General features: G+C 64.3%; 1 protein-coding gene. It reads left to right on the top strand.

Features of this window, described 5'->3' with window-relative positions; all coding sequences use genetic code 11:
• Positions 1 to 282: 282 nt before the first annotated feature.
• Positions 283 to 1,229, top strand: a 947-nt coding sequence (locus tag A6302_RS20360) for a tyrosine-type recombinase/integrase (RefSeq protein ID WP_141704048.1), incomplete at its 3' end; no start/stop codon positions are given.

The raw sequence follows: 1,229 nt of genomic DNA, 5'->3' as shown, positions 1-1,229 counted from the left end.
CCTTCACGCTGACCGACAGCCGCAAGGGCGCGCCGATCCACATTCCGCGCGATGCGCTGGAACGGATCCGCCGGGGCGACTTCTCCGGCGAAATGCAGGAGGGCAGCCATTGAGCAGCGAATTTCCGCAATTCCGTACCGTCCGCGACTTGGCCGGAGACGTCTTCCCCGTGAGTGAAGACGTGATCCGCAAGGCCGCACGAGACTTCGGCGTCGGTCGGAAGATTGGCCGAAACATCGTCTTTTCGCCCGAAGACGTCCACCGTCTCTATGAGGCTCTACCGTGCCCCTCAAACTCGTCAAGCGTCCCGGCTCACCCTACTGGATCATGCGCGGTTCAATCCGGGGATGCCGCTATGAGGAAAGCACTGGCACTGCTGACAAGCGGACCGCCGAAGAAATCAGGGCGAGCCGGGAAGCGGAGTTGCACCGGGAAGCCGTCTACGGTCGTCCCGCTGAACACACGTTCGCTGCGGCAGTCGTGAGCTACCTTCAAACCGGCGGGCGATACGGCACCGGCGGCGACAAGCGGTTCATGAGCAAGGTGCTCGACTACTTCGGCAAAACGCCGCTGGCAAAGATCGACCTTGCAGCGGTCGAAGCCGGCGCGCTCAAGACGTATCCGAAGGCGAAGCCGGCGACGCGCAATCGGCAATTCTTCACCCCGGCGGTTGCTGTTGTACGTCACGCGGCCGAACGCGGCATGTGTGCCCCCCTCGTCATGCGGCGCCCTTCCCCTCCTCCCGGCGTTGTGCGTTGGCTTGAGATCGACGAGGCGAACCGCCTGATCGACGCGGCAGCCCCGCACCTGAAACCGCTCCTGATCTTCCTGTTCTACACGGGCGCCCGAATCGGCGAAGCCTTATGGCTCGAATGGCGAGACGTGAACCTCACGGCCGGGCATGTGTCCTTCCCGAAGACGAAAAGCAAGTACCCGCGCGGCGTCCCGCTTCATCCCCGCGTCGTGGCCGCGCTGGCATGCCTGCCGCATCGGGATGGCGAAATCTTCCGCACGCCGTCCGGCCTGCCCTATTCCCTCCCTCGGAGCATCGACGATACGTCGGCAGGCTCGCGGGTGCAAACCGCATTCAGCGGCGCGTGTCGTCGCGCCGGCATCGAGAAATTCCGCGTCCACGATTGCCGCCACACTTGGGCATCGTGGCACTACCGGGAGAACCGCGACCTAGCAGCCTTGAAGCAGCTTGGCGGGTGGAAGTCCGAGCGCATGGT

Source organism: Methylobrevis pamukkalensis (assembly GCF_001720135.1).
Taxonomy (GTDB): domain Bacteria; phylum Pseudomonadota; class Alphaproteobacteria; order Rhizobiales; family Pleomorphomonadaceae; genus Methylobrevis; species Methylobrevis pamukkalensis.
The sequence above is the reverse complement of the archived record's forward strand: the minus strand, read 5'-3'. Positions and strand labels throughout refer to the sequence as shown.